The 21,172-nt window shown below is 70.2% G+C and carries 20 protein-coding genes and 1 pseudogene; 5 read left to right on the top strand and 16 right to left on the bottom strand.

Going from position 1 to position 21,172, the window contains the following annotated elements:
* Nucleotides 1-77: 77 nt before the first annotated feature.
* Together ACQPXS_RS44620 and ACQPXS_RS44615 are read left to right on the top strand one after the other, a co-directional pair.
* Nucleotides 78-461 carry an MmcQ/YjbR family DNA-binding protein gene (locus ACQPXS_RS44620; RefSeq protein WP_433455169.1) on the top strand — a complete coding sequence of 128 codons (384 nt, stop codon included), beginning with the start codon at nt 78-80 and terminating at the stop codon, nt 459-461.
* A gap of 55 nt (nt 462-516) precedes the next feature.
* Nucleotides 517-1,404, top strand: coding sequence for an SDR family oxidoreductase (locus ACQPXS_RS44615; RefSeq protein WP_433455168.1), 888 nt, complete (start codon nt 517-519; stop codon nt 1,402-1,404).
* Between the two features lie 320 nt (nt 1,405-1,724).
* Here ACQPXS_RS44615 and ACQPXS_RS44610 read toward each other — a convergent pair.
* The 8 genes and pseudogenes from ACQPXS_RS44610 to ACQPXS_RS44575 form a co-directional block, all read right to left on the bottom strand.
* Nucleotides 1,725-1,841: pseudogene (locus ACQPXS_RS44610) on the bottom strand (CoA-transferase); the annotation flags it as partial.
* Nucleotides 1,842-1,866: 25 nt separating this feature from the next.
* On the bottom strand, nt 1,867-2,610 hold the full coding sequence (locus tag ACQPXS_RS44605; protein WP_433455167.1) for an SDR family NAD(P)-dependent oxidoreductase: 744 nt from the start codon (nt 2,608-2,610) through the stop codon (nt 1,867-1,869).
* Nucleotides 2,607-3,578, bottom strand: a complete 972-nt coding sequence (locus ACQPXS_RS44600; RefSeq protein ID WP_433455166.1) for a fumarylacetoacetate hydrolase family protein — start codon at nt 3,576-3,578, stop codon at nt 2,607-2,609. Before ACQPXS_RS44600 ends, ACQPXS_RS44605 begins: the two co-directional genes overlap by 4 nt.
* A gap of 116 nt (nt 3,579-3,694) precedes the next feature.
* A complete protein-coding gene (locus tag ACQPXS_RS44595) occupies nt 3,695-4,633 on the bottom strand; it encodes a VOC family protein (RefSeq protein ID WP_433455165.1) in 939 nt (312 codons plus the stop codon).
* Between the two features lie 13 nt (nt 4,634-4,646).
* Entirely contained in the window at nt 4,647-5,645 is a 999-nt protein-coding gene (locus ACQPXS_RS44590; protein WP_433455164.1) for an amidohydrolase family protein, read from the bottom strand.
* On the bottom strand, nt 5,642-6,778 hold the full coding sequence (locus ACQPXS_RS44585) for an FAD-dependent oxidoreductase (protein WP_433455163.1): 1,137 nt from the start codon (nt 6,776-6,778) through the stop codon (nt 5,642-5,644). The genes ACQPXS_RS44590 and ACQPXS_RS44585 overlap by 4 nt, the downstream gene beginning before the upstream one ends.
* A gap of 169 nt (nt 6,779-6,947) precedes the next feature.
* On the bottom strand, nt 6,948-7,907 hold the full coding sequence (locus tag ACQPXS_RS44580; protein ID WP_433455162.1) for a cyclase family protein: 960 nt from the start codon (nt 7,905-7,907) through the stop codon (nt 6,948-6,950).
* Nucleotides 7,904-8,890: a fumarylacetoacetate hydrolase family protein gene (locus ACQPXS_RS44575; RefSeq protein WP_433455161.1), complete on the bottom strand. Its 987-nt coding sequence runs from the start codon at nt 8,888-8,890 to the stop codon at nt 7,904-7,906. The genes ACQPXS_RS44580 and ACQPXS_RS44575 overlap by 4 nt, the downstream gene beginning before the upstream one ends.
* A gap of 120 nt (nt 8,891-9,010) precedes the next feature.
* Between ACQPXS_RS44575 and ACQPXS_RS44570 the strand changes: the two genes are divergently transcribed.
* Entirely contained in the window at nt 9,011-9,976 is a 966-nt protein-coding gene (locus ACQPXS_RS44570) for a LysR family transcriptional regulator (protein WP_433455160.1), read from the top strand.
* Nucleotides 9,977-10,048: 72 nt separating this feature from the next.
* Here the strand turns inward: ACQPXS_RS44570 and ACQPXS_RS44565 are convergent, their stop codons facing one another.
* The 5 genes from ACQPXS_RS44565 to ACQPXS_RS44545 all read right to left on the bottom strand — a co-directional run bounded on the left by ACQPXS_RS44565 (nt 10,049) and on the right by ACQPXS_RS44545 (nt 16,643).
* Nucleotides 10,049-11,314, bottom strand: coding sequence for an MFS transporter (locus ACQPXS_RS44565; RefSeq protein ID WP_433455159.1), 1,266 nt, complete (start codon nt 11,312-11,314; stop codon nt 10,049-10,051).
* A 425-nt stretch (nt 11,315-11,739) separates the two neighbouring features.
* Nucleotides 11,740-12,267 (bottom strand): gluconokinase, encoded by a 528-nt coding sequence (locus ACQPXS_RS44560; protein ID WP_433455158.1) that lies wholly within the window; start codon nt 12,265-12,267, stop codon nt 11,740-11,742.
* On the bottom strand, nt 12,254-13,687 hold the full coding sequence (locus ACQPXS_RS44555) for a glucose-6-phosphate dehydrogenase (protein ID WP_433455157.1): 1,434 nt from the start codon (nt 13,685-13,687) through the stop codon (nt 12,254-12,256). Before ACQPXS_RS44555 ends, ACQPXS_RS44560 begins: the two co-directional genes overlap by 14 nt.
* Nucleotides 13,684-15,531, bottom strand: a complete 1,848-nt coding sequence (locus ACQPXS_RS44550) for a glycoside hydrolase family 15 protein (protein WP_433455156.1) — start codon at nt 15,529-15,531, stop codon at nt 13,684-13,686. The genes ACQPXS_RS44555 and ACQPXS_RS44550 overlap by 4 nt, the downstream gene beginning before the upstream one ends.
* A gap of 62 nt (nt 15,532-15,593) precedes the next feature.
* Complete coding sequence (locus ACQPXS_RS44545) at nt 15,594-16,643, bottom strand: NAD(P)-dependent alcohol dehydrogenase (RefSeq protein ID WP_366808820.1); 1,050 nt, start codon at nt 16,641-16,643, stop codon at nt 15,594-15,596.
* A gap of 291 nt (nt 16,644-16,934) precedes the next feature.
* On the opposite strand from ACQPXS_RS44545, the gene ACQPXS_RS44540 reads away from it, so the two are divergent.
* A complete protein-coding gene (locus ACQPXS_RS44540) occupies nt 16,935-17,984 on the top strand; it encodes a lactonase family protein (RefSeq protein ID WP_433455155.1) in 1,050 nt (349 codons plus the stop codon).
* Between the two features lie 21 nt (nt 17,985-18,005).
* Here ACQPXS_RS44540 and ACQPXS_RS44535 read toward each other — a convergent pair whose 3' ends face one another.
* Both ACQPXS_RS44535 and ACQPXS_RS44530 read right to left on the bottom strand, forming a co-directional pair.
* Nucleotides 18,006-18,815 carry a universal stress protein gene (locus tag ACQPXS_RS44535; protein ID WP_433455154.1) on the bottom strand — a complete coding sequence of 270 codons (810 nt, stop codon included), beginning with the start codon at nt 18,813-18,815 and terminating at the stop codon, nt 18,006-18,008.
* Nucleotides 18,816-18,833: 18 nt separating this feature from the next.
* Nucleotides 18,834-19,289: a hypothetical protein gene (locus tag ACQPXS_RS44530; RefSeq protein WP_433455153.1), complete on the bottom strand. Its 456-nt coding sequence runs from the start codon at nt 19,287-19,289 to the stop codon at nt 18,834-18,836.
* A 464-nt stretch (nt 19,290-19,753) separates the two neighbouring features.
* Between ACQPXS_RS44530 and ACQPXS_RS44525 the strand changes: the two genes are divergently transcribed.
* On the top strand, nt 19,754-20,293 hold the full coding sequence (locus ACQPXS_RS44525) for a DUF7144 family membrane protein (RefSeq protein ID WP_433455152.1): 540 nt from the start codon (nt 19,754-19,756) through the stop codon (nt 20,291-20,293).
* Between the two features lie 234 nt (nt 20,294-20,527).
* Here the strand turns inward: ACQPXS_RS44525 and ACQPXS_RS44520 are convergent, their stop codons facing one another.
* Nucleotides 20,528-20,941 (bottom strand): ISL3 family transposase, encoded by a 414-nt coding sequence (locus ACQPXS_RS44520; RefSeq protein ID WP_433455151.1) that lies wholly within the window; start codon nt 20,939-20,941, stop codon nt 20,528-20,530.
* Between the last annotated feature and the right edge of the window lie 231 nt (nt 20,942-21,172).

The raw sequence follows: 21,172 nt of genomic DNA, 5'->3' as shown, positions 1-21,172 counted from the left end.
TGCCGGCCACCGATCGACCCGAAGGACCCGAAACGACACACACCCGGCAATCGAACCGAAAAGAGGAGTTGATCACCTTGGACGGACAGGAACTGCAGAAGCTCGCACGCGACCACACCGCGGAACTGCCCGGCACCGACCAGGAACATCGTTTCGACCCCGACTGGGAGCTCCACAAGGTAGGCGGCAAGGTCTTCATGCTCATGACCGACATGCCGGGACGCCCCGTCGTGATCCTCAAAGCCGACCCGGACGACGCCACAGCCCTGCGTGAGCAGTACGCCGACATCACCCCCGGCTACCACATGAACAAAAGGCACTGGATCACAGTGGAAGGCGGAGACACCATCGACGACACACTGGTGAAGGAACTCGTCACCGACTCCTACCGTCTCGTGGTCGGCGGGCTTCCCAAGGCCAAGCAACCCGTGGACCCACACACCCACAACCACCACGTCTGACCCTCACCATGCCCATCCTGCGACGCAGCGTCGCAGCAGTCATCTGGAGCCCCCCATGCGCGTATTCGTCACCGGCGCCAGCGGCAGCATCGGCTCAGTTGTCGTTCCCGAACTCATCGCCGCCGGTCACGAGGTCCTCGGCCTCGTCCGCTCCGATGCCGCGGCTACGGCCGTCGCCGCCGCCGGCGGGACGCCGCTCCGCGGCGACCTCACCGACCTCGACAGCCTCCGCGCCGGAGCCGCGCAGGCCGATGGTGTCATCAACCTGGCCTTCAGCAACGACTGGAACAACTTGGAACAGGGCATCGACGAGGAAGCACGCGCCGTGCACACCCTCGCGGCCGCACTCGCAGGCAGCGGCAAGCCGTTCGTACATGCCGGCCTCACGCCGATGATGCCAGGCCACACCTCCACCGAGGACGACCCCGACACCACCGACGGTCCGGTCGGTGGCCGCGGCCGCACTTCCGAGATGGTACTGACCCTGGCCGACCAGGGCGTCCGGTCCTCTGTCGTGCGGCTGCCGCGCTCCGTGCACCAGCGCGGGTCGCAATACGGCTTCTGCTCAGTGCTCATCGCCGCAGCACAGAAGACGGGCGTGTCAGCGTACGTCGGCGACGGCGCGCAGCGATGGCCGGCGGTCAACCGGCTTGACGCTGCTGCGTTGTTCCGCATCGCACTCGAGGACGCCGCGCCGGGCACGGTCCTGCACGCGGTAGCCGACGAGGGCGACACCATGAGGACCCTGGCCGAGGCTATCGGCGGCGTTCTCGCGGTGCCGGTCGAGTCGGTGCCGCCTGAGCGCTTCGGCGTCATCGGGCGCGTGTTCGCCCTTGACATGCCGTCGTCCAGTGCACTGACCCAGGAACGGTTCGGCTGGCAGCCCACCCACCCAAGCCTGATCGACAACCTCACGGCCGGCGACTATCCCCCTCTTGGCTGAACTTGGGCCATGCACAGCACAGATGACACAATCTGACCACAGCCACCGGCAATCACAAACACCGCTCCTGAACAGAGGCCTTGCCGCGACCAGCATCGAATGGGCATGACACCGTCGGCCAGCCCAGACACAACGCTTCTGACCGTGGTCAAGGCGCCGCAGCGCCGCCCTCGGCCGTACCGGCCTGTACGGGTGTTTCGAGGGCCGCGTCTTCAGCACTGCCGTCGGCCGCGACCGATCTCATTCTGCTCGGAGACCTCACCGGCAGTTGCAGCCGACTCGCCTCCGACGGCCGGACGGTGGCGCTGCGTGCGGACCGGCAGCGCTTGGATGAGCACTTCGGGGATGCCACTGAGGCCGAACCCGCCGACGGCGAGTGACGCGCCGTCGGGGATGTCGGCCACCGCCTCCGCGGCGCTCGAACAGACCTTGTCCACGGCTGAGAGGGCCTTTCTGCTCCTGCTACTTGCGTACGGCGTCCGAGATCGGCTTGGCGCCGCCGTGCGCGGTGAGACCGCCGTCCACGGGGATCTCGGCTCCGGTGATGAAGGACGACTCGTCGGAGAGGAGGAAGGTGACGAGTGGGGTGATGTCGTCGACCACGCCGGTGCGGCCCAGAGGTGTCCCGGCGAGGTTGGCCGCGCGGAAGGCGGGCGCGGCGGAAGCGGTCATCTCGGTCTCGATGAAGCCGGGGTGGATGGTGTTCACGCGGATGCCGCGTGGCCCCAGTTCCATGGCGGCGGTGGCCGACAGGCCGCGCAGTGCCCACTTGCTGGCGGTGTAGGCGACCGGGTAGTGGGCGGTCAGGGCCGCCGAGGAGCCGACGTTCACGATCGATGCCCCGGGGCGCATCAGCGGTGCCAGGTGCTGGATGCCGAGGAGCGGCCCGGTGACGTTGACGGCGTGGACGCGGGCCATGTCCTCGGGGCGTACGGCGTCGAGGCGGGCGCGCCAGGTGATGCCGGCGTTGTTGACCAGGCCGTGTACCTGGCCGTACGACTCCCCTAGTTCGGCGGCGAGTTCGGCCCAGTCCTTGTCGCTGGTGACGTCGAGCCGACGGCAGCCGGGTGCCTCGGTCACGTCGGTGGCGATGACCCGGGCGCCCTCTCGGGTCAGCGCCTCGGCCTCGGCGGCGCCCTGGCCGCGGGCGGTGCCGGTCACCACGACGACCTTGCCGAGAAGCCTCTTGGGGTGGAGGTCGGTCACGGCCGTTCCCGGGAGCGGCGTCGGCCGGTCGGCAGCGGGATCGGGGTGGCTCCGGCGACGACCGTGTTGGAGATGCTGCCGATGCCTTCGACGGTGAGGGTGACCGTGTCGCCGGGCTTGAGCGGTGGCGGGTCCTGTCTGCCGCGTACGCCCCACAGTTCGGCGAGGCAGCCGCCGTTGCCGCAGGTGCCGGAGCCGAGGACGTCGCCGGGGCGGACGAGGGTCCCACGCGAGGCGTAGGCGACCATCTCCTCGAAGGTCCAGCTCATGTTGGAGAGAAGGTCCGTGCCGACGGTCTCGCCGTTGACCGAGGCGGTGAGCCCGAGCCGCAGGAAGCCGCCCTCGTCCGGGTACTTCTCCAGTTCGTCGGCGGTGACCAGGTACGGGCCCAGTGTGGTGGCGGTGTCCTTGCCCTTGCACGGGCCGAGGCCCACCTTCATCTCCGCGGACTGCAGGTCGCGTGCCGACCAGTCGTTGAAGACCGTGTAGCCGACGATGTGGTCGCGCGCCTGCTCCGGCGTGAGGTCGCGGCCCTCGGTGCCGATCACGGCGGCCACTTCGAGTTCGAAGTCGAGCACGGTCGAGCCCGGCGGCATGGGGATGTCGTCGTGCGGGCCGTACACCGCGTAGGGGTTGGTGAAGTAGAAGGTCGGGGCCGCGTACCACTGCTCGGGCACCCCGGCGGACCCGTCCACCGACCGTCGCACTCCATCGACATGCTCCTCGAAGGTGACGAAGTCCCGCACGGTGGGCGGCTGGAGCGGGGGCAGCAGCCGTACCTCGGAGATGTGGGGGCCGGCCGGGATGTCCAGCGTGGCGGAGCCCGCCTCCAGCAGCTCGGGCAGGCCGCCTCCCTGGGCGAGCAGGCCGGTCAGGGAGCCGACACCGGGGAGAGGGAAGAGCGTGCCGTCCTCTTCGACGACGGCCACGTGGCGTCGGTTTCGGTACTCGTACGCGGCGAAACGCATGGAGGTTTCCTGTCGGCTGTCGGCGTGAGGGGTGGGCGCGAAGGCCGGGGGCGCGGCGTGGGAGTCAGGGCGGTTGACAGGGCCACCACGCCCCCGGCGACTGAGGGCTTCGCCGATCAGACCGGCGGGGCGACGAACACTCCGCGGTCGACGTCGTTGAAGGATTCCTTGGTGACCAGTTCGTTCATGGGGTTGGCGGTGCCCCACTGGTCGGTCACTTCGGGCTGGGAGAAGTCGTAGACGTGCGGGTGCCAGGTGTCCTCGTCGAGGAGTTCCAACTCCGTCGTGTACTCGACGGTGTTGCCGTGCGGGTCGAGGAAGTAGGTGAAGGTGTTGTCGCCCGCCATGTGCCGGCCCGGCCCCCAGATCTTCTTGAAGCCGGCGCGCATCACGCGGCCGGAGCCGCGCATGTACTCGTCGATGCCGCGCATCTCGAAGGAGATGTGGTGCAGCGAGGTGTGCGGTCCCTTGGCGATGGCCATGGAGTGGTGCTGGTTGCTGATCCGCATGAAGTGCATGACGTCGCCGATGTGCGGATGGCCGAGCGTGTCGGACAGCCGGAAGCCGAGGTGCTCCTCGTACCACGCCTTGGTCTTGTCCAGGTCCGGGGAGTTCAGCACGACATGCGACAGCTTGACCGGGATCGACTCCTTCTCCTCGATCTTGCGGTGCTGCCGTACCTCGACATCGGCGGAGACCTCGATGGTGCGCCCGTCGACGTCGAAGAAGCGGAAGCCGTAACCGCCGCCGGGCGTCTCCACCTTGCCCGGCTGAGTGATCAACCGTACTCCGCCCTGAAGGAGTTGCTCGGCGAGAGTGTCCACGTCGGCGGCGGTCGCGGCCCCGTAGGAGACCAGGTCGAGGCGCTTCTCGTCGGCCTTGCGCAACCGGACCACATACTGCTCGGGCGAGCCCTCGGCGGCCAGGAAGGAGATGTCGGAGTCCTCGGCGACCTTGGTCAGGCCCCAGACGCCGGAGTAGAAGTCGAGCTGCTTGTCGTAGTCGGGCACAGCGAGGTCGACATGCCGCAGGTGGGTGAGCAAGCGGTTGGACATGTGGGGGGCCTCCTCAGGAGAGGATGAGAAGCGCGGCGGCGTTTCCACCGCGTATGGCGTGGAAGTCGGGGTCGGGCAGCCGGGCGGCGCGCAGGGCGGCGACCGGGTCCTCGGTGCCCATGTCGAAGGCGTAGTCGGAGCCCAGCAGCACTCGGTCCGCGCCCGCCGCCCGGACGAGCTCCCGCAGCACGTGCGGGTCGTGGACGAGGGAGTCGAAGTACAGGCGTTTGAGGTAGCTGCTGGGCAGGTGGGCGCAGCCGGCGCCCGCGTCGGAGCGGGCGGACCAGGCGTGGTCGGAGCGGCCGATGTGCGTGGGCAGATAGCCGCCACCGTGCGCGGCGATCAGCTTCAGCCCCGGATGACGGTCCAGCACACCGGAGAAGATCAGGTGGGACAGCGCGACCGCGTTCTCCACCGGCTGGCCGACGACGTTGGACAAGTACCACTGGTCCAGGCGCTCGTCGAGCGTGCAGCCGAAGGGGTGCAGGAACAGGATCGCGCCCGTCTCCTCGGCGCGGGACCACAAGGGTGCGTACGCCGCGTCCGAGAGCTCGCGGCCAGGGGCGTGACTGGAGATTTCGACGCCCAACAGGCCTTGCTCCAGAGCGTGTTCGAGGGCGCGTACGGCCAGCTCGGGGTGCTGAAGGGGGACGAGGCCGAGTCCGTGCAGCCGTCCGGGAGCCTGGGCGCAGTGGGCGGCCGTCGCCTCGTTGGCGAGCCGGAAGACCTTCTCGGCCGTTTCCTCGTCCGCCCAGTAGTGGTAGTGCGAGGGCGACGGGCTGACCAGCTGTAAGTCCACCCCCTGAGCGTCCATCGCGGCCAGCCGTGCGTCGACGTCGGTCATCCTCGGAGCACGCTCGCGAACCATGGGGCCGCTGACGGCGAGGGCCGCCGGACCGTTGCGGCGGGCGTCGAGGGCACGGGCCTCGGCCAGCCCCGGCAGGTCCGCCACCACGGCGTCGACCTCGGACAGCAGGACGTGCGCGTGCACATCCACGGTGGGCACTGTCACGGCAGTTCCTTGAGGGAGTTCATCGTGCGGCCGATCAGCCCGGGGATGTCGGCGTCACGCACGCCGTCCAGCTGCCACTGGCCGATCTGCACGGACGCCTCGACGACGGTCCGCACCCGGGGAACGCGGCGCTCGTAGTAGCTCTGGAGCAGCTCGCTGTCCCAGTCCCGTCCGCTGGTGAGAAGCTCGGCGAGCACCAGTGAGTCCTCCAGGGACATGGCCGCACCCTGGGCGAGGGTGGGCGGGCAGCAGTGAGCGGCGTCGCCGATCAGCACGACCCGGCCGCGGTGCCAGGAGCCCTCCAACAGCAGCCGGTCGAACCAGGTGTAGTTGACCTTCGTCGGGTCGGTGATGTGCTTGGTGATCTCCGGCCAGGCTCCGCCGTATGCCTGCGCCAGGCGGGCCATCTCGTCAGCGTAGGTGGCCGGGTCGATGGAAGCGCGGTCACGGCACGCTTCGACGACGAAGGCGTAGATGGTGTTCTCGCTGGTGGGGGTGTATCCGGCGATATAGGCCGGGCCGCCGTAGGCGAGGTCGGTGCGCTCCAGACCTTCGGGGCGCGGGGCGGCGATGCGCCAGATGGCCATGCCGGTCGGCTCAGGTCTGTCGGTGATGCCGATCGCGGCGCGCGTGGCGGAGTTGAGGCCATCGGCTCCGATCACCAGGTCGTAGCGGCCATCGGTGCCGTCGCTGAAGCGCACGGAGACGCCGTCGGCATCCTGTTCCAGGGCCTCGGCGGTGGTGCCCAGGCGGACGGTTGCGCCGGAGGCGCGGACCGCGTCGATGAGGATCTGCTGAAGCTGGGGACGCTGCATGCCGAGGGTGGCGGGCAGGTCGTTGCCGCCGGTCTTGATGTCCTCGGCGATGTGCAGGACGGTGCCGTCGGGGGTGGTGATGCCCAGCGTGCCAAAGGGGAAGCCGGAGGCGCTCACCTGCTCCCAGACTCCCAGTTCACGCAGCACGCGCAGGGCGTTCCCCTGAAGAGTGATGCCGGAGCCAGTGGTGGCGTTCCAGTCGGGCTTGGCCTCGATGAGGTCGACGGCGATGCCGGCGCGGCTCAGCAGAACGGTCACGGCGTTGCCGGAGGCGCCGCCGCCGATGACGAGGACTCTGCGTGTCGGGCTGTCTGCCATGTCGGGATCCTCCCGAGGTTGGGCCGCGCGGCTTCGGGCGGCGGGGGTGCGGCTCGCCCGCCGGGAGCGGGCCAGGGGTCTGGTGAATCACCCGTCGGCGGGTGGAGCGGGTAGGGGCCGGATGCGCCGCTGCTGTCCGGGGAGGACGCATCCGGCCCGGTTTTACGGGCTACTTGACGGCGATCGGGTTGACGGGAGAGCCGACGGCTCCGGTGATGGGCAGAGGCGCGGCGGTGAGCCAGAACTCGTACACGCCGTCGGCCGCGCAATCGGCGGCGAGCGCCTCGAAGTCCCACATCTCGCCGATCAGCAGGCCCATGTTGGGGATCACTACCTGGTGCAGGGGCTGGAAGGCGTGGTCGAACTCGTTGGGGCGTACCTCGAAGCCCCAGGTGTCGGTGGCGATCGCGGCGATCCCGGTGCGGTGGAGCCAGCCGGCGGTGGTGAACGACAGCCCCGGCGCCGGGCCGCCCGCGTAGTCGCCCCAGCTGTCGCGCCGGACGCGAGCCAGCTGCCCGGTCCGAACGAGGACGATGTCCCCGCGGCCCACGCGCACGCCGTGTGCCTCGGCGGTCGCGGTCAGATGCTCCTCGGTGATGGCGAAGGCGTCCGGCAGCTCGCGGTCCGTGCCGAGGACTTGGCCCACATCCAGCAGCACCCCGCGCCCGGCGACGTACGGCGCCATGTGCTCGATGCCGGTGACGAGGTCGCCGTCGGAGGTGACGACCTTCTCGGCCTTCCGCCCGTTCCATGCGTTGCCGTGGTCGAAGATGTGCCCGAGCCCGTCCCACTGGGTCGAGCACTGCAACGGCATCGCGATCACGTCGTCGGCGCCGCCGATGCCGTGCGGGAAGCCCTGGTTGCCGAGGGCCGCGTCGGTACCGGTGTCGAGCATGGTGTGCACGGGGTTGGTCCGGCGCCGCCAGCCCTTCTGCGGGCCGTTCATGTCGAACCGCTGGGACAGCGAGAAGCTCACGCCCCGGCGTACGAGTGCCGCGCCCTCAAGGCGCTTGGCCTCGTCGAGGAAGTTCAGGGTGCCGAGGACGTCGTCCTCGCCCCAACGGCCCCAGTTGGAGTACTTCTTGGCGGCTTCGGCGATCGCGCCCTCAGGATCCGTACGGTCGATCATGCGTCTGCCCCCTCGGCGACACAGCGGGTGCGCTGGACGCCCAGCCCTGTGATCGAGCCCTCCATGACATCGCCATCACGCAGCAGCCGTCCCCAGTGGATGCCGTTGCCGGCCGGGCTGCCCGTGAGCACCAGGTCACCGGGGAGCAGCCGGGCGGTCTGAGAGATGTACGACACCAGGCGGGCGATGCCGAAGAGCATGTCCTTGGTCCACTCGTCCTGCATGGTCTCGCCGTTGAGCTTCAGGGTGACCCGAAGATCACCCGGGTCCGCTATCGATTCGGCGGGGACGATCCACGGGCCGAGCGGCGTGAAGCCAGGGGCGTTCTTGCTGCGCAGCCAGTCCGTGCCGATGGCCTTCATGTCCCGGCGGAAGACGGTGGCGCGGTCGGTGAGGTCGTTGGCGATCGTGTACCCGGCGACGTACTCCAGCGCCTCCTCGACGGAGACGCGGTGGGGGGGCTTGGCGATGACGGCCGCCAACTCCAGCTCCCAGTCCGGCTGTTCGGCCCAGGCGGGCAGGACGACGACGTCGTACGGGCCCGTGATCGCGCTCGGCAGGCCGATGAAGACGTACGGCAGGTCCTCCGCCGCCCGCCGGTCCATCACCGCGGCGATCTCCTCTCGCGCCTCCTCGACCGTGCGCGGGTCGTCCGGGGAGCGGTGGGCGACCTCCAGGTCGATGACGTGCTGTCGGTAGTTGGCGCCGGACTGGAAGATCTGCCGGGGCTCCACCGGGGCATGCACGCTCAGACTGCCGAGCCGCTGCCACTCCAGGGCGTCTTCGCCCGCGAGGGTGCGCAGAACGGGAAGGGTCTCCTCCCACCGTTCCAGCACGGACCGCACATCGGCCGGCTCCCAGGCCAGAGCCTGGCTCAGGTCCAGCACCCGGTCCCGGACCACCAGGCCGGGAAACCGTCTGCCGTCAGGCGCGGAGAGCGTGCCGAGCGCGAACGGGCCGACGGGTTGCGCGAGCGTTGCCATGAGATTTCCTCCCGCTGAGTTGCGGTCTACTCTGACCTGGATCATCAGATCGCGGAAATGAATCCTGTGGATGACGCACATCCACGCCATGAATAGTTTTCTCTGTCCAGGTGGTGCCCGGTGAACCTGTCCCGTCTCGACCTCAACCTGGTCGTCGCCCTCCGCGCACTTCTCGAGGAGCGCAACGTCACCCGGGCCGGCGAGCGCATCGGACTCAGCCAGCCCGCGATGAGCGCGGCGCTGTCCCGGCTGCGCCGCCACTTCGACGACGAACTGCTTGCCCGGACCGGAAACTCCTACGAACTGACCCCGCTCGGCATCGCCCTGCGCGACCGCAGCGCCACCGCATGCGACCTGCTGGAGCGGGTCTTCGCCAGCCAGGCCGACTTCGATCCGACGGCCGAGACCCGCGCGTTCACGCTGCTCGCATCGGACTACGGCGCGGCCGTGTTCGGGGCCGCCCTGGCCCGCGCCCTGCACCGGGAGGCACCCGGGATCCGGCTCACCTTCCAGCACCCAGCGCCCTCCGTCGTGGAGAACGCCGCGACCGTGCTGAGCACCGTCGACGGACTGCTGATGCCGCACGGCGTCATCGACGGTCTGCCCGCGGTCGACCTCTTCAGCGACCGCTGGCTGTGCGTGATCGCCGAAGACCACCCCGAGGTCCGCGACGAGCTCACCCTCGACCATCTGGCCCGGCTGCCCTGGGCCGTCTACCAACGCCCCTACGACGCACCGGCCGCGCGCCAACTGAGCATGCTCGGCATCAGCCCACGGGTGGAGGTCTCCGTGCAGACCTTCCAGTTGCTGCCGCACATGGTGGAGGGCACCCGCCGGATCGCGATGATCCAGGAACGCCTGGCCCGCACAGCGGTCCGCGCCGCCGCGGTGCGCGTCCTGCCCTTCCCGTTCGAGGCGGTGCCGGTGCAGGAGGCGATGTGGTGGCACCCGGTGCATGCGCAGGACGCGGCGCACATCTGGCTGCGGCAGAAGGCGGAGGAGGTGGGGGCGACGTTGATGGCCAACGGCGACGGCGACGTCCTCAAGGGGCGCGGGGATGCGTCGCATGCGTCTCCGCCGCGCTGACACGACTGGCCACGACAGCGCCGCAACCGCCCTGCGGCACATCGTGGCCAGTCCCGAGGGAGCGTACGTCCGTCAGACCGTCTGCTCCGGCAGCGGCAGCGGGTCGACGGCACCGGCGCGGCGGCGAGCCACAAGGAGGCCGGCGGCTACGAGGGCGGCGGCCAGCCCCAGCACGCCCACCGCACCGGCGAGAGTACCGACCACCGACTCCACGGCCAGCAGCACGAGCGGGCAGACGAACTCACCGCCGAAGAAGGCCGCCATCCACAAACCCGTTCCCCGACCGCGGTCCTCGAACGCCAGCCGGGACATGGCGCTGGTGAGCAGGGCGGGCAGCAACATGCCCGTGCCCACGCAGTTGATCACGGCCCCGACGACCAGCAGCGGGGCGTTGCCCGCCAGGAACATCACCCCGAAACCGAGCGCGCAGACCGCGAAGACGGCGGGCAGCATCGGGTCCGGGGAGCGCTTCATCCGGGCGAAGGTGATGGCTCCGCCCACGGTGGCGGCGCTCGAGACCGCGGTGGCCAGGCCGATGACACCGGAGTTCTTCACCCCGAGATCGTCCAGCAGGTACGACATCTCGACCGGGACGGTGTAGAAGACCATCGCCCCGAAGAAGGTGAGGGCGCAGATGCCCCGCAACTGCCGCCACGGGAAGCGGCGGCGGACTTCCGCCTCGGCCGGGAGCTCGTCAACGGTGGCGCGGGCAGCAGGGTTGGGCAGAGCGGTCGCCATCAGCGGGCCGAGCGCCAGGCTCACGGCGTACGCCCAGAAGGGCACCCGCCAGCCCGCCGACCCGGCGGCCCCACCGATCACGAAGAAGACGGTGGCCGACGCTGAGGCGCACATGGTCTGAAGGGCAAGGTACTTCATCCGCTGATGACCGGAGTAGTAGTCGCCGATCAGTGTGGTGCAGCACGTCAAGATGGCGGCCTCGGCGATACCGACCAGGGCCCGGCTGGCGGTGATCGCGCCCAGGGAGTCCAGATAGAGCGGGGCCGTTCCGAACACGGCGTACAAAAGCGTCGTCACGATCAGCAGACGCTTGCGACCCAGCCGGTCCACGATCACCCCGGCGAACGGGGCCAGCAGCGCCAGCGACAGCGCCGGGACGGTCAGCGCGAGGGGAACCAGTGCCTTGGCCCCCGGGGTCGAGGCGAAGTGGTCTTGCATCTTCGGCAGCACCGGTGCGATCAGCACCGCCCCGAGGATCGGCAGACAGCTGCCCGCCATCAGCAGGGTCAAGCGCAGCAGATGGGCCGGGCCGGAGACAGCGACAGGCGACGACGTGACATCGTCGACCGCGGCGACGGACGGCTGGACAGAACCAGGCATGGCGACTCCATGGGACGGCGTACGGAAGCACGCATGCTTGTATGGGCGCCGGAGCGCACGGCATGCTGAAGACGGCCTCACGTCAGCCGCTGATGTGGACAGCGGCGTGTGGGTCGGGACGACTATGGGCTGCCAGGCGCCCCGCTGCCATCCCTTGAGGGATCCGAATCCCGTATCCGGGTCATCCACATCGTGGATGGCTCGTGGCGGTGTGGCTACGGCCAGCGGACCCTCGGTGGGGACCAAGGTTGCGCCCTGCTCGCCCGCGCGGTCGGCGGGTCGGACCAGGGGTTCCTCGCTCGCGGAGTAGCCCAAGTATCACCACGTCCCGGTCGGTGAACTCCATCAGGTCGGTGGTGAAGCGGATTCGGCTGAGCGCGGCATCGCACTCCGCGTCGGTGAGACACGTCAGCTTGATGAGCCTGTCAGTGAAGCTGTCGCGCCAGCAGGTCTGCGGCCAGGTCGGCGAGGATGCCGGGAGCCGGCGTCGCGTCGAGCTGGGCTCCCGGTTCGTCCGGTTCGAGGGGTTCGAGCGTGGCAAGCTGCGAGTCGAGGAGTGAGCCCGGCATGAAGTGGCCGGTGCGCCCGCCGAGCCGGTCCGCCAGCACTTCACGGCTGGCGGTCAGGTGCAGGAAGAAGGCGCCCGGGCAGGCCGCCAGGAGGGTGTCCCGGTAGCGTCGCTTGAGTGCGGAGCATGCGACCACCGCGCCGGTGCCCGCCGTGTCGTGCTCGTGCAGCCAGCGGCCGACGGACTCCAGCCAGGGTCGGCGGTCGGCGTCGTCGAGCGGCGTGCCGGCCGACATCTTGGCGATGTCGGCCGCCGAGTGGAAGTCGTCGCCGTCCGCGAAGGGCACGCCCAGCCGCTGCGCCAGCAGGCGGGCCACCGTGGTCTTGCCGATCCCTGCGACGCCCGTGACGACGACGCACGGGGACCGGCGCTCAGTGCGGTCCATCTTCCGGTAGCGCTTCGGGATGCAGCAGGTCGCTGCGCCGCCGTTGGGCGCCCTTGTGCGGCCGGGGAGGCGGACCGTCGGATCCGGCCGGATACTCCTCCAGCGGGACCCGGTTGCTCTCCCATGCGCTCAGGACGGGGGCCAGGACCCGCCATGCCTCCTCGGCCTCGTCGCTGCGGATGGACAGTGCCGGATCGCCCTTCATGACGTCCAGCAGGAGCCGGCCGTAGGCGGGCAGGTCGGGCGGTTCCATCCGCGCGGTCAATGAGAGCTGGGTGAGGGCCTGGGCGCGTGCGCCGATGCCCGTCATGTCGAGGGTCATCCCTTCCGGCTCCAGCCCGAAGCGCAGCACGTTGGGCAGGGCCTCCCCCTCGTGCCCGAAGGGCAGGTGGGGCACGGAGCGGAAACGCACCGCGACCTCCTTGCGGTCTCGTCCGAGCGCCTTGCCGCTGCGCAGCCGGAACGTCGTCCCCGACCAGCGCCAGCTGTCCAGTTCCAGTTCGACCTCGGCGAAGGTCTCCGTGCGCCGCCCTGGGTCCACGCCCGCCTCGTCGACGTACGCGGGAATGGCGTGGTCACCGATCCGGCCCGACAGGTAGCGCGCGCGGCGCGTGCGGTGCACGACGTCGTAGTCGGTCAGGAGCCGCACGGACCGCAGCACGTCGACCTTCCGGTCGCGCAGGTCCCGCTCGCCGAGGGTGATCGGGGGTTCCATGGCCACCAGGCACAGCAACTGCAGCAGGTGGTTCTGCACCATGTCCTTCAGCGCGCCGACGCCGTCGTAGTAGCCGGCCCGGCCTTCCAGGGCGAGGGTCTCGTCCCAGACGATCTCGATCTCCGCGATGTGGGTGCTGTTCCAGATGGGCTCCAGCATCCGGTTGGCGAGGCGGCTTCCGAGCACGTTCTGGACGGTCGTCATGGCGAGGAAGTGGTCGACGCGGAACACCGCCTGCTCGGGCACGAGACCGGCGAGCAGCCGGTTCAGTTCCCGCGCGCTCGCCAGGTCCTCGCCGAACGGCTTCTCCAGCACGATCCGGCTGCCCGGCGGCAGGCCCCCCTCGTGCAGGGCCGTGACCATGTGCGGGAAGAGCGCCGGGGGAAGGGCGAGATACACGGCGATCGGGTCGTCGCCGGCGACGACCGCGGCGACGTCCGCGGGGTCGGTGACGTCGGCCTGCCGGTAGCGGGCCGAAGCCGCGACGGCCTTCCTGGCATCGGCGGGGTGGGAGCCGCCGTGGCGGTCGAGCTGGTCGGCGCACCATCCGCGGAAGCGGTCGGTGTCCCAGTCCTCCCGGCTCGCGCCGGTCAGCCGGAAGCCGTCGTCGATGTGTCCCGCGGCCCGCAGGGCGGCCAGAGCCGGCAGCAGGTAGCGGGCGGTGAGGTCGCCTGTCGCGCCGAAGACGGCGAGCCGGTTGATCATGTCCGTACGCCCGCCTTCGCCCGGGCGAGGTTCACGCCGCTGGCGATGATCCCGATATGGCTGAACGCCTGAGGGAAGTTGCCCATGAACTCTCCAGAGGTGGGGTCGATCTGTTCCGGCAACAGCCCGAGCGGGCTGGCACGGGCGCACAGCGAGGCGTACACCTTCTCGGCCTCCTCGATCCGGCCCTGGGCGGTCAGGTTGTCGGCCAGCCAGAAGCTGCACAGTACGAAGGCGCCCTCGTCGCCGGGCAGGCCGTCGGGCGACTCCTCGTGCAGATAGCGGTAGAGCAGGCCGTCACCGGCCCCCAGACGCTCGGAGATGGCCGTGGTGGTCGCCGCCATCCGCGGGTGGTCGGCCGGCACCACGTGGCGCAGCGGGAGGGCGAGCAGGCTCGCGTCCAGCGCGCCGCCGCCGTCCAGGTGCGCGCTCAGCGTCTGCGCGTCCTCGTCCCAGGACTCCTCCAGGATGAGCCGACGCAGCCGGTCGGCCGAGGCACGCCAGGCCGTGGTCGGCCCGGGCAGGCCGAGCCGCTCGCCGATGGCCGCGGCCCGGTCCAGGGCCACCTGGCACATGCCGGCCGAGTACGTGAACACCCGGCCGTCGCTGCGCACCTCCCAGATCCCCTGGTCCGGCTGGCGCCACGCCTGCTCCGCGGTGTCGGCCAGCCCCGCCAGGCCCGCCCACAGCGCGGGCTGCACCTCGCGGCCCGAGCGCAGCCAGTGGTCGGTGCGAAGCCACTGGTCGGCGCAGTCGAGGATCTCGCCGTAGACGTCGTGCTGGCGCTGGTCGGCCGCGCCGTTGCCCCACCGCACCGGAGCGGAGCGGCGGTACCCCTCCAGCTCGGTGTCCTCGATCTCGTCGGGTACGGGGCCGCCGTCGAGGTTGTACATGATCCGGGGGCTCCGGCTCTGCTCCACGGCGTCGAGGACCCAGCCGAGGAAGGCGTCCGCCTCGCCGGTGAAGCCGATGCGCCGCAGGGCGAACACGGCGTAGGCGGCGTCCCGGATCCAGGCGTAACGGTAGTCCCAGTTGCGGACTCCGCCGATCGGCGCGGGCAGGGAGGAGGTGGGTGCCGCGACGAGGGCGCCGTTGGCCCAGTCGTCGCACAGCTTCAGGGTGATGGCGGCACGCCGGACCAGTGCCTCCTGGGGACCGGAGTAGTCGAAGTGTTTCATCCAGCGCCGCCATGCGTCGGCGGTGTCCGCGAGCATCGTGTCGGCCTGGAACCGGTGGTGGCGGTGGAAGCGGCCCCAGGACAGTACGAGGTCGAGGTGTTCGCCCTGTCTCAGGTCGTGGGTGCTGCGCAGGCCGGGCAGGGGGTGGTTGGAGCGCAGGTGCAGGCGCAGGTCCGGCCGGCGCGAGGGTCTCAGTTCCAGGCCGCTGAACAGCGTCTGGGCCGTGCCGCCGCCGCGGGGCTCCACGTCCACCCGCAACCGGACGTGTCCGGAGAGGACCACGGCCGACCGGACGAGCTCGCACCGCCCGGCCGGGGCGTCGTCGGTGAGGTCGGAGCCGGGACGCACGGCCAGCGCGTCGGTGACACGCACCAGACCGGTGGTACTGCGCAACTCGGTCGTCAGCACGCCGGTGTCGGGCTCGTAGCGCTGCCGGGCCTCCACCAGGTCCTGCGGCGCGAGGGTGAAGTGGCCGCCTCGCGCGCGGTCCAGCAGGCCGCAGAACAGGGGGTCGGAGTCGAACCGGGGCAGGCACATCCACGGGATCGAGCCGTCCAGGCCGACCAGCGCGGCCGTCGTACCGTCCCCGATCAGGCCGAGGTCCTCCAGCGGTAGGTAGCCCTCGCGCCTGTGGACCGGGCGGAACGGGGGGTCGGGGTCGTGCATGGCTCCTCGCTTCCGCAGCGCCGTACCCTCCGGCGCGCTGCGCAGGTCCGGAAGGACGGCACCTAGAAGGTGATCAGCACCTTCACTACGTCTTCGAGCTTCTTGTCCGCGACCTCGAAGGCCCGCTCCATGTCGTCGAAATGGAAGGTGTGGGTGGTCATGTGCGTGGGGTCGATGCGCTTCGCCTCCAGCACGCGCAGCAGGCGTTCCATGCGGAGCCGGCCGCCGGGGCAGAGCCCGGTCGCGATCGTCTGGTCCGCCATGCCGACGCCCCATTCGACGCGGGGGATGCGGATGAACTCGCCCTCGCCGAAGTAGCCGACGTTGGAGATGGTGCCGCCGGGCTTGGTGATCTTCACGGCGGTCTGGAAGGTGATGTCCGCGCCCAGGGCCTCGATGGCGGTGTCGACCCCTTCTCCTCCGGTCAGCTCGTGGATCCGCTCGACGACGTCCTCGCTGGTGAAGTCCACGATCTCGTCGGCGCCGTACTCCCGCGCCAGTTTCTGCCGGCTGGGGACCGACTCGACCCCGATGACCCGGCCGGCGCCGCGGAGCCTGGCCCCCGCCGTGGCCATCAGTCCCACCGGTCCTTGCGCGAGGACGGCCACGGTCCCGCCGATCGGGATGTTGCCCTTCTCCGCTCCCATGAATCCTGTCGACAGCATGTCGGCGCAGTAGACCGCCACGTCGTCACCGATGGCGTCGGGGATCCTGGCGAGATTGGCGTCGGCGTCGTTGACGTGGAAGTAGTCGGCGAAGACCCCGTCCTTGCGGTTGGCGAACTTGAATCCTCCGAGCGGTCCGCCCGACTGCGACGGGAACCCGTTCTGGGAGGCCAGATCGCCCCAGTCGGGGGTGATGGCGCCGACCAGCACCCGGTCGCCGGGCCGGAAGTCCTTCACCTCGCTGCCCACTGCGTGCACGATGCCCACCGCTTCGTGGCCCAGCGTCAGGTTCTCCCTCGGGCCGATGCCACCTTGAACGGTGTGGGAGTCGGAGGTGCAGATCAGGGCACTGGTCGTCTGGACCACCGCGTCGCCCGGACCCGGCTCCGGGACGGGCTTCTCCATGAAACCCACCCGGCCGATTTCCTTCATCACGAACGCCTTCATCCGCCTGTCCTTCCCTCTCCGGACTCACTGTTGACCGCGACAACGTGAGCCGGCCGAATCGACTCCGGCATTCGACATCAGCCCTTCACTCCTGCCACTGTTGCAAGGTCCGAGCCCGCTCGCGACTCGACCGGACGATGGCCCCGGTCAGGCGATGCGGGCGTGCGGGCGGGTTCAGCAGGACGGCCTCGGTGAGGTCTGACCCGCGTGACACGTCTGTCCCGGCACCGGCCCCGGCGGCGAAGGCGCCCCTGTTAGCGTTGCGCTACGCGCGCAACGGCGGAGGACACTGTGGGTGACAAGCACACGGATCGAGCCTTCATCGGATCGTTCACGTCGTCGGGCGGCCGCGGCATCGTGGTGGCCGCCGTGGAACCGGCAACGGGAGCGCTGACCGAGATCGGCGTCATCAATACCCTGCCGGACCCGTCCTACCTGACTGTCGATCACGCGGCGCCGGGACCGGTCCTGTACGCCGTGTCCGAGACGGCACAGGGGTCGGTCGCCGCCTACGACATCGCCGGTCCCGAGCCCCGCCCGCTCGGCGTCCCGGTGGACGTGCAAGGGGATTCGCCCACCCATCTCTCGGTGGTGCGCGGACACCTGCTGACCGCCAACTACGGGTCCGGCAGCGTCACCGTGCTCCCTCTCGCCGCCGACGGCGGCCTGCGGACCGCAGGCGACGTGCGGCACTGCACGGGCAGCGGACCGCACCCCGCCCGCCAGTCCGGCCCGCACGCGCACCAGGTGCTGCCTGATCCCTCGGGACGGTGGGTGCTCGGCGTCGACCTCGGCGCCGACAAGGTGTGGATCTTCTCCCTGGACGCGCGGGAGGGCAGGCTGGTGCCGAATGGGGAGACGCCCTTGCCGCCCGGCACGGGCCCGCGCCACCTCGCCTTCCACCCGTCCGGAAGCCACGCGTACGTTCTCGGAGAACTCGATCCGACCGTCACCGTGTGCCGCTGGGACACCGCCGCCGGCGTGCTCGAACCGGTGGGGACGGCACCCCTGTTCCCGGACGGCACCGACGAGGCCGTCTCCCCCTCGGCGCCGGTCGTCTCACCCGACGGCCGCCATCTGTGGGCGGCGGTCCGCGGCACCGACACCATCACCGTCCTGGCCCTCGACGCGACCGGTGAGCACGCGGAGCCGGTCGCGTCGGTGCCGTGCGGAGGCCGATGGCCGCGCGATCTGGTCCTGCACCCGTCCGGCACGCGGCTGTACGCGGCCAACGAGCGCTCGGGCAACGTCGCATGGCTGGATCTGGACCCCGCGACCGGTGTCCCGCAACGCGCCGGTTCCCTGCCGGTACCGGCGGCGTCCAGCGTCGTCTTCGTCTGAGGGCCGCGCACACGGCCCCGGTCACGCCCTGCCGCGGACGACGGCGACCGGGCAGTGCGCGTGGTGCAGCAGCGCCTGGCTGACCGAACCCAGGAGCATCCCGGAAAACCCGCCGCGCCCCCTGGCGCCGGCAACCATCAACTGGGCGTTCCTGCTGGCCTCGATCAGGACCTCGCGGGTCTCGCCGCTCAGCACTTCCTGTCGGACCGTCACGTCCGGATATCTCTCCGCGCGTCCGGCGACCGCCTGGGCCAGCAGGCGCTCCGGGCTCTCCACGCCCGTACCGGCCGGTGCGTGGTCCGGCAGCCACGCGTGCACGGCGACGAGCTCGGCTCCCCGCAACTCAGCCTCGGCGAAGGCGAATTCGACCGCCCCCTCGCCCTCGGGGGAGCCGTCGACGGTCAGCACGACAGGCCCGGCGCCGTCCGGTTCCTCGCGGACCACCAGCACCGGACAATGGCTGTGGGCGGCCAGGGACACCGCCGTCGAGCCCAGCAGCATGCCGACGAAGCCCCCGATGCCCCGGCGGCCGACGACCACGAGGTCCGCGGCACGCGACTCGGCCACCAGCACCGACATCACACCGCCGATCATCACGGCGTCGCCGACCTCCACCCCGGGCGCCACACGCCGGGCGTCCTGTGCGGCGTCGTGCGCCAGCGTGTTGAGCGGCGACGGGTCCAACGGCGCGTACATGGGCCCGACCGGCCAGCTGAAGGCGTGCACCACACGCAGTTCCGCACCGCGCCGCTCAGCCTCCCGGGCGGCCTGAACCACCGCGGCATGGCTCGACGACGAGCCGTCCACCCCTACGACGACCAGGCTGCCCACAGTCCCTCCTCACACACGTCAGTACCGCTGGGCCTTGGCGAGACGGGCCGTCAGGTGGGCCCCTTGCGGCTGTCTGCTGAAGGCGATGGGCTGCTCCTTGTGGCCAGGTTCAACGTTCTCCGCTCCCACGAATCTGGTCTCGACGACCTTTCCGGTGGAGTCCGCGAAGTCGACCTGCACGGCGTAGGACGCCTTCTGGTTCGTCTTGTTCGTGATCGTCACCAGGGCGGCGAGCAGTCCACCGGTCTGGTTCCGGGGCAGGCCCATCACGCTGACTTCGGACACGGCGTTGCCGCGGCCCTGGACGTTCTTGAGCGCATTCTCGGCGGCGGCGCCGGCCCGGGCGGCCTCGGCGTCGACGGACGCCTCGAACTCCGAGGCCCGGGCAGCCGCGGAGGATGCCGCTGCCGAAGCGGACGCGCGAGCAGAGGCGATCGCGGAAGCCGCCGAAGAGGCCAGCGCCGACGGTGGCATGCCGGAAAAGGACGTCGGATTGGGGCTGCTCGGTGTGGGCCGGGGTGACGAACCGGTGTTCTGACCGCCACCGCCGCAACCTGCCAGGGCGAGCGCCCCGACGGCGCAGCCACATGCGAACGCGACGGCTCGGTGACCGAAGCGACGGGAGCGGCCAGGGGACCTTGGGGACATGGTGCCATCCTTTACGCCTTACGCGGCCAAGCACCCTCATCTTCCGCGCCGAGATCGCGACCGGCGAGTCGACCGTGGCCATTCGGAGGGGCGTGGACACTCCCCACGTAGCGCTCACCACTGCTCGCCCAACACGCGAGCACCTCACCGGCCCCGTCCCCTGACCCGACGCCGGTGCACGTCACGGAGCTGCTGCCAAGCGGGGGCACCCCCCACCCTCCTGGCGTGGACGGCCTGGAGTCACCGCAACATTGAGCCTTCGCTCCCTTTGGCGGCGAAGGTCTTTACGCATGCCCAAGATCGCAGTCGCGATTCAGAACGAATACGGCGATCCTGGCAGGGAGGCACGGCCGGCTTCGTGTACTCCATTGTGCGTCGTTGACCGCGCCGGCAGGGAGGCGATGACCATGACAGCGGTATCCAACAAGACACAACGAGGGCGCGGCAGCGAAACGCTCAACGGCGCCTCCTTGGCCGCTGGGGCCATGATGACGCTCAGCGGGTCGTTCAGCATCCTCATGGGCATATCCGGCATCGCACACGACAGCCTGTTCGCAGTCTCGTCCCACTACACCTACTGGTTCGATCTGACCACCTGGGGCGTACTCCACCTCGTCGTCGGTGTGCTGCTCGTCATCACCGGCCTGGCGGTCCTGGCAGACAAGAGCTGGGGGCGTGGGGCCGGCGCAGCGGTGACAGCAATCAGCCTGATCACTCAGTTCATGTTCGTCCCACACTATCCGGCATGGGCCATTCCCATGATGACACTCGATCTCCTGATCCTGTTTGCGCTCACAAGGTTCCACATCGAAACCAGCGGCGGCCGGTAGACCGAGTGGGGGTGGATGCACATCAGATGTACTCAGTGCTCATCACTGAGCCCTGGTCGGCAGGTCGGCGAGGTGGACGACGGTGCGCAGGGACAGGTTGAGGCGGCACTGGTAGGCAAGGGAGACGGCGTCCCCGGGGGGTCTCTTGTTTCGGTCACACCATCTCAACAGCCTTCACCGGCACCACTGTTATGCCCCGGCTGCCCCTCGCGGCGGCGGCCGGGGCAGGGTTAGTCACAGGCGCGCGGTGAAGCGGCCGTCGGACAACGTGCGCGGCCGGCCCCGCTCGGCGGGCATGGTCGACTTCCCCCCAGCGGCTCCAGCGCCCGCACGCCCCTGCCCACACTCAGCGCCTCGCCCACCGAGGGGTCGCCACCGGCGCCCCGGCCTGGCAGACGACGGCAAGGATCTCCGCAACAGGTGCCAGCCATCAGCCACTTCCAGGGCATGCGGGGCAGCTTCCTTGACCGCCTTCGTGTAGGTGCTGGCCCGATCCCGGCAGACGATCTCGGTGCCGGGATGCTCTGCGAGCCAGGCCGCGAGCGTCTCCGAGGTGCGGTCGGGCAGCACGTCCACGACCCGGCCGGCCTCGACGTCGACCAGCACCGTGCCGTAGGTACAGCCCTGGCCGAAAGCGAACTCGTCCACTCCCAGCACCCGCGGCGCACGCTCCGGCACTGTGGGCGCCGTCAACAGCCTGAGCAGCCGGGTCCGGCCCGCGACCAGACGGCGGCACAGCCGCGCGGCCGGACGGCCGCCGACCCGATGCTGGAGCGGCGGTGTCACTCGGACAGGCCGGGCACATGCTCGACGAACGTCTTGCGGCAACAGGTCTTCCGATCGCAGCAGTACCGGGCGGACCCGCAGCCGGACAAGGAC

Origin of the sequence: Streptomyces sp. CA-142005 (assembly GCF_050942335.1) — a bacterium.
GTDB lineage: Bacteria > Actinomycetota > Actinomycetes > Streptomycetales > Streptomycetaceae > Streptomyces.
The sequence above is the reverse complement of the archived record's forward strand: the minus strand, read 5'-3'. Positions and strand labels throughout refer to the sequence as shown.